The sequence below is a fragment of the Bacteroidota bacterium genome, assembly GCA_016183775.1.
Lineage (GTDB): Bacteria > Bacteroidota > Bacteroidia > JABDFU01 > JABDFU01 > JABDFU01.
In genome coordinates, this window is record JACPDY010000119.1 from 79,622 (window position 1) to 86,107 (window position 6,486).

Annotated in this window: 6 protein-coding genes; 2 read left to right on the forward strand and 4 right to left on the reverse strand. The window is 40.4% G+C overall.

All coding sequences use genetic code 11. From position 1 onward, the window contains the following. Positions 1-117 precede the first annotated feature (117 nt). From HYU69_14405 to HYU69_14415, 3 genes are read right to left on the reverse strand one after another with little or no spacing between them, the layout of a single operon-like run. Positions 118-627 carry a hypothetical protein gene (locus HYU69_14405; protein ID MBI2271533.1) on the reverse strand — a complete coding sequence of 170 codons (510 nt, stop codon included), beginning with the start codon at positions 625-627 and terminating at the stop codon, positions 118-120. Between the two features lie 2 nt (positions 628-629). Next, positions 630-2,558, reverse strand: coding sequence for a tetratricopeptide repeat protein (locus HYU69_14410; protein ID MBI2271534.1), 1,929 nt, complete (start codon positions 2,556-2,558; stop codon positions 630-632). Between the two features lie 36 nt (positions 2,559-2,594). Then, positions 2,595-4,238, reverse strand: a complete 1,644-nt coding sequence (locus tag HYU69_14415) for a T9SS type A sorting domain-containing protein (GenBank protein MBI2271535.1) — start codon at positions 4,236-4,238, stop codon at positions 2,595-2,597. A gap of 206 nt (positions 4,239-4,444) precedes the next feature. On the opposite strand from HYU69_14415, the gene HYU69_14420 reads away from it, so the two are divergent. Both HYU69_14420 and HYU69_14425 read left to right on the forward strand, forming a co-directional pair. Then, positions 4,445-4,933 (forward strand): TlpA family protein disulfide reductase, encoded by a 489-nt coding sequence (locus HYU69_14420; protein MBI2271536.1) that lies wholly within the window; start codon positions 4,445-4,447, stop codon positions 4,931-4,933. Positions 4,934-4,937: 4 nt separating this feature from the next. Next, positions 4,938-5,546, forward strand: coding sequence for a thioredoxin family protein (locus tag HYU69_14425; GenBank protein MBI2271537.1), 609 nt, complete (start codon positions 4,938-4,940; stop codon positions 5,544-5,546). Positions 5,547-5,558: 12 nt separating this feature from the next. Here the strand turns inward: HYU69_14425 and HYU69_14430 are convergent, their stop codons facing one another. Next, a complete protein-coding gene (locus tag HYU69_14430) occupies positions 5,559-6,128 on the reverse strand; it encodes a hypothetical protein (protein MBI2271538.1) in 570 nt (189 codons plus the stop codon). Positions 6,129-6,486: the final 358 nt, after the last annotated feature.

Genomic DNA, 6,486 nt, shown 5'->3' on the forward strand with positions numbered 1-6,486 from the left:
AAGATTTCTGCTATTTAATTGGGGCGTATTAAAGTTAAGCAAAAAAATATAGAACGCTGATTTTTATGATGGTTATGATTTGTTAAGATTCGATCTGCGTAGATAATAATCTGCCTGTTATTGATAAGCAGGGCACCTATCGGGTGACCTGGTATAGCAATCGCCAAAATAGAATAAAATACCAAGGTGCAGATTAAACTCTTTCCATTTAAAGTCGTAGCGTTGTTCCAGGTAAGGTCTTAAGCAGCCAGTATTTTTCATAATGCCGATCCCTGCCTTTTCAGAAATATTATTGGTTTTGGCAACACTTCCTGTAAAGTCATCTGAATTTTGCCAGCGGTTATAATAAACGGCCGCGAGCGGATAGATGGTCCAGATACGGTTAGGGAAAAGTGAATATTGAAGGGCCAGTCCGGCGTAATATTCGTGAATATCATTGAAAGGAAAAAAATAGTGTATCTGCGGTGAAACTGCGATGCGTTCCGTAACCGGTATAAATGCCCGGAGTTCAGCAGCTATTCCGTTGCTTTGAAAATTATAAATTCCGCCTGCTCCAAGCGCCCAATTGCCCTGTGAGATTCCAATATGGCAAATGAATAAAAAAACAATAAGTATAGCAGCTCTCATTTTTAAAATCGTATTCCAATAATAAGAACATCGTCGACCTGTTCCAGTTTACCCTTCCAATTGTCGAAGGTAGAATTCAAAATTTCCTTTTGCTGTCCGCATGATCTTTTGGATGAATCCATAAGCAATTGTTGAAGCTGCTTGTATTTAAATTTCTTTCCATGGGGGCCTCCAAACTGGTCGGCATAACCATCTGTAAAAATATAAAGTCGATCACCCGGATTAACTTCGATGTCATTATTAATGAATGATTGTGCAGTTCCGATATGAACTCCGATAGGTTGTTTGCTTGCTTTTATCTCAGTGAATTCAGCTTCTGAATTTGCGTTGCGAATTATCCAAAGGGGATTATTCGCGCCTGCGTATTCTATCTTCCATCTTCCATTCTCCGCGCCAAATGCAAGAAGAGCAATATCCATGCCGTCTTTATTTTCTTCATCCGCTCCTGTTTGCTGCAGGTATTTAATAACACCTTCACGCAACTGATTTAAAATTTCTGAAGGCTTTGGAATACCACGTTCCACTACAATTTCGTTTAACAATGCCATGCCGATGATGCTCATGAAAGCACCCGGGACACCATGACCTGTGCAATCGACCGCAGCAACAAATTTTTTACCATTCTTTTCAGCTGCCCAATAAAAATCACCGCTGACAATGTCTTTGGGTTTATACAATATAAAGTGCTCGGGAAGAAATTTATCGAGTGAATTTTGTTTGGGTAAGATCGCGGTTTGAATGCGGCGCGCATAATTAATGCTGTCCGTTATGTCCTTGTTTTTTTGTTCGATCTCATCATATACTTTTTTAAGCTCTACATGTCTCAGGCGATGGATCTCAGCTTCACGCTCAGATCGCTCAGTCGCAAACTGTGTTTGAAGATTTTTTAAGCGATTGTTGGCTTCTTCGCCGGAAACTTCACCTTTTATTTTAAAGGATAATTCGATATGCTCAATGGCTTTCCTGGGTTCATTGGATTGTTTATATACTTCGCCGATGAGCTTATGTATACGGGTAAGTTTTGGCTTTACATTCAGCTCTTCGGCAATGATACATGCTTGCTCCAGTTTTTCAAGGGCAAGCGGGTATTTTTTTTCTTTGAGATATAACTCCCCTAATTCGGTATTTGTTGTGATAATTCCCTGCTTATGATTAACTAATATCCGTATTTCAAGACTGCGTGACAGATATTTTTCGGCCAGCCTGAGATCCCCTTTAGTTTTATAAATTACGCCGAGGTCATTAAGCGCTCTTCCGCAGCCGGTTTTTTGTCCCAGGTTTTCATACGTCTCAAGTGTATTGTTAATAAGTCCGATTGCTTCGTCCAGATTTCCAAGTTGAATATATACTGTGGCCATTGCACTTTGAACCCTTGCCCTTCCGTAAACTTCTTCTTCCGTTACAGATTCGAAACTTGAAAGTGCTTTTTTAAAATGAGCCAGTGCTTCTGAATGATCTTTCAGGTTTGAATAAAAAACACCTAATGCATGATGGGCCCAGCCGGTTCCCAATTCGCTTTTTGCAGCTTCGGCAAGCTTTAATGATTTAAGGCCATACTCAAAGGCGATATCATAATTACCCATGTCCCAATGGATATAGGCACTAAAGCTCAATGCTTCTGAAAGACCTCCTTTACAATCGGCATCTTCAAATATTTTGATCGCTACTTTTCCTTTGGCGAGCGATTCGTTGAATTGTGACTGTGTCCACAGGTGAAATCCTGCGTACATGGCCTTATAGCCTTCTCCGGGTTTATAATTGATGCGATTTGCTATTTCCACTGCTTTTGAAAGCAAGGCGATGCATTTTTCCATATCAACTTCAATATAAAACCGGCACAAATGAAACATCTGCTCGACTTTTTGGATGCTGTCGGGGAGGTTTTTTATTTTGTTGATACGGTCCTCTATTTGTGCAATATAATCCGCCATTCTGTTGAATACTTTTCTATCCTGAATAAAGATATTTTACTTTGAAATTAAAAATTTTCTTGTGATGACTCTGTCTTTGAATTGGGCGCTGAGTAAATAGAATCCGGAAGCAAGTTCTTGTGTATTGACAGTTATTTTATTTTTACCGGACGGCATCTCTCCTGCGCGTACCATTTTAAGGATTTGTCCCTCCGGGTTTGTAATTAGTATTTTAATGTTTGAATTTTCTTCAAGATCCAGATCAAGGTCAAAACTATTATTGACCGGATTTGGGTAGACCATTCCTAAAAAATCATTTATTGCTGAATTGTTATTTATACCTGTAACAGTTCCGCCGGTAGTCATAATTGCCATTTGCAAATGCCAGCCTGGATTTGTGCCCGAGCCGGAGTAGGCGCCGCGATAAGTCCAGTTATAAATCGTGCGGTTAAAATCCTTATCCCAATCGGTAAAACTCTGGAATAATGTACTGCTTGTGGCAGTGCCTTGTAATTGTCCGCTCTTCGGATATAGGTCGAGTGAGGAAAGTGTGGTAGACGCCGAGTTGATATAATTTCCGGCATTAGCATAAGTATCTGTTACATCATTAACCGCATTAGTGAAGCCGCTCACCGGTGTTGCTTTGCTAAGTACCGCATTTGCATAACAATATTGGTTAAAGCTGGTGTTAGGGTTGTATAAGCGAATTCCTCCGGTTGAGGTATTAGACAAAACTGTATTATGAAACACATTTATATTTCTTGGGCTGAACCCATTATGACTGGTGATGTAAACGGTTCTTGTGCCGGGATCCTGGTGGTTGACAAATATATTGCTGTATAGTGCTGTGTTTCCGGTCACCTGTATAAGGGCCTCGACAGGGTTCTCGTAAAAAAAATTGCCGTAAACCTCATAATGATCATTGGTGCCGAAACCTGTTCCTGGAAAAGCTCCGAGTAATACAACAGGGCGGGCATTGGCTCCTGTTGAGGCATTGCTCGCCTTACTCCACACATTGTAGCGGATGATGGTAGTTTGATTATCATTTGCCGTGCCAGCAAAATTATCCCGTACAGTATCAAGCTGGTGTTTTATTTCCATATTATAGCCAACAGTGTTCATAACAAGGTTGTTTTCGATAAGCCCTGCAACAAATGGAGCTTCACCGGTTGAGTTGCCAAGATACAGGCCGGTACCCGCTCCAACAATGGTGTTACCCCTTATAATCCAGTTCCATGCACTGCATTTGGTACTTATGCCGACAATTTGCTGGTTGTTGCCGTGGTTAATAATATAATTATTCTCAAGAGTAATATGGTGCGCCCAATTTCCTTTTGTTCCTTCGGCCTTTACAGCGTCAACCGCTAAATTCAAACCATCAATTTTAAAGTCTCGGACCACCAGGTAAGAACATTTTGTAATACTAACCGTATTGCAGCAGGAGCGGCCCTGCAGTACAGAAGTGTATCCGTCCGCTGTGCCCATAATAACAATGGGCGTTAAAGCTGTACCGTTAATATTGTTTAAGGTAAGGCCGTTAGTATAATTTCCGGCTGTTAAAAACAGTGTGTCGCCGGGTTGCAGACCTGATATATAGGTTGTGTAATTCCCGGGAGTTGCTGTTATTTTATTGGCGGACAATTTGTCTGAGTGTCCGACGAATACTACAAGCAGCGATAGTAAGAGTGCTTTTTTTTGCATGATATAATAGTATATGAATTATAGGTGTCATTAGTAAAGTTAGACGATTTGTCCGAATTGAGTGATCTGAATGGATAAGTTTTGGTATGCTTTTTTCTGACAAATCTAAGTGTAACATATTTGTTGTCAATGCTATATAAAATAGCTTTGGCCGGGCAAGAAGCATGTTTTTCAACAACAATATATATTATAACTTTATAAGAGTTATGCTGTTAAGGATACAATTGATATGGGTAGTGTTTTTGTTATCATTTACGCTTGCCGAAAATAGGGTAAGTGTGGTTAATATGGAACAATTGAAAAATCAGACGATAAAGAAAGATAACGATAGTCTGTATGTTATAAATTTTTGGGCAACCTGGTGCAAGCCCTGCATACAGGAGTTACCCTATTTTCAGTCAGCAGCTGAAAAATTTTCAGGTAAAAAAGTAAAGTTCTTGTTTGTGAGTCTTAACTCGTTGAAGGAATTAAAGATTGTTGAGACATTTACGATAAATAAAAAGATAAAACAGGAGGTTCTGCTGCTTAATGCCGGGAACCCGAATGTGTGGATAGATAAAGTGGACAGCACATGGAGCGGCTCCATTCCCGCCACTGTGATGTATAAGAACGGACAAAAGATGTTTTTTAAAGAAGGAGAATTTACACAAACAGAAATTGATTCAATCACTCAATTAAAAACAAATACCCCCTAAACAAATGAAAAAAATAACAACAGTTCTCATTGCTTCAGCAATTATACTTGCATCATTTACCACCACCGACGGTTATAAGATAGGCGACAAAGTCATCGATTTTAAATTGAAGAATATCGATAGTAAGATGGTGTCATTGGCTGATTATAAAGATGCTAAAGGAATAATAGTGGTATTTACATGCAATCATTGCCCGTTTGCAAAAAAGTATGAGAGCCGTATTATGGCCCTGGATAGTAAGTACAAAAGCAAAGGGTTTCCGCTGATCGCCATCAGTCCGAATGATCCGGCAGTTGTAGCTGAGGACAGTTTTGAGAACATGCAGAAGCTTGCTGTTGAAAAGAAGTACGCATTCCCTTACCTGTTTGACGAAACCCAGCTAACGGCTAAAGCTTACGGAGCTACTAAAACACCACATGTGTTTATCCTGCAAAAAGAAAAATCGGAATACGTGGTTAAGTACATTGGTGCGATCGATGACAATTCAGATGATGAAGCAGGGGTGAAAGAAAAATATGTTGAAAGTGCTATAGATAATATTCTCGCTGGCAAGTCTGTTAACCCAGGTATGACAAAGGCTATAGGTTGTTCCATTAAATGGAAGAAATCATAATCAGCGGTATTTTCATGGTACGGTGAGGTTCATATTCACACTACATCCATTTTTGTCTTTAATGTTTATATTATAAGTACCCGGGCACAATGCATTGTTATACCTGTTGGTATATCCATCCGACCAGGTGTAAATATAAGGGCTTGTTCCTCCTGTAGCATTTACCATAATCCATTGTTTGCAGCCGCAGCTTGAACAATTTGCAGCACCTTTGATGAATTGGCCTGTTAATGTGCAGGGATTACAGCTTGTTCCGGTTATCACAAATGTTGCTGTTTGCGATTGATCACAGCTGCTTGTTGCGGTAACAGTATAAGTTCCGGGACAAAGGCCGGAAATAGTGTTGCTATTGTTTGTTGTGTTTAATGTAGCACTTCCATTGCTCCATACATAACTGTAATTGCCAAGGGCGCAGGAGAAGTTAATAGTTGCACTTCCATTGCAGGGACTGCAAGCGGTGGCATTGATCTGCGATTGTGAAAATGAACGCGGCGGCACATAGCGCCACAGATCATTCCAACTGCTAAAGCTTGATCCCATTCCCGCAAAGACCCATAGGTTCCCGGAATTATCCGCCCACATTGTTCCTCCGTATCTTCCTCCTGGTTTATTGGCCGGATTTGAAACTGTAATTGCGCCAAATACTGCTGGTGCAGGCGGTACGGTGTTGTCATCTCCGCTTAGCCACGTCCACTGTTCTGTAGTTACATTAAAGTACCACAGGTCATTTCCCCAGCGGCTGGTTATATTATTTGCCCCGAATAGCCAGAAGTTCCCGCACGCATCCCTTGCGCGATACCTGTTTTCATCTGTATATAATTTAGTTAAGCATTGATATTCAATTTTTTAAGAACAGGTTAAGAGCGTAAATTTTCATCTTCGTACTCCCACACACAATTGCTTGTATGTTTGGTAACAACGGTTGGTGCTTAACCTGTAA

Coding starts and splice junctions, on each gene's coding strand:
- HYU69_14405 (MBI2271533.1), bottom strand. CDS start 627: ATGAGAGCTGCTATACTTATTGTTTTTTTATTCATTTGCCATATTGGA.
- HYU69_14410 (MBI2271534.1), bottom strand. CDS start 2,558: ATGGCGGATTATATTGCACAAATAGAGGACCGTATCAACAAAATAAAA.
- HYU69_14415 (MBI2271535.1), bottom strand. CDS start 4,238: ATGCAAAAAAAAGCACTCTTACTATCGCTGCTTGTAGTATTCGTCGGA.
- HYU69_14420 (MBI2271536.1), top strand. CDS start 4,445: ATGCTGTTAAGGATACAATTGATATGGGTAGTGTTTTTGTTATCATTT.
- HYU69_14425 (MBI2271537.1), top strand. CDS start 4,938: ATGAAAAAAATAACAACAGTTCTCATTGCTTCAGCAATTATACTTGCA.
- HYU69_14430 (MBI2271538.1), bottom strand. CDS start 6,128: ATGTGGGCGGATAATTCCGGGAACCTATGGGTCTTTGCGGGAATGGGA.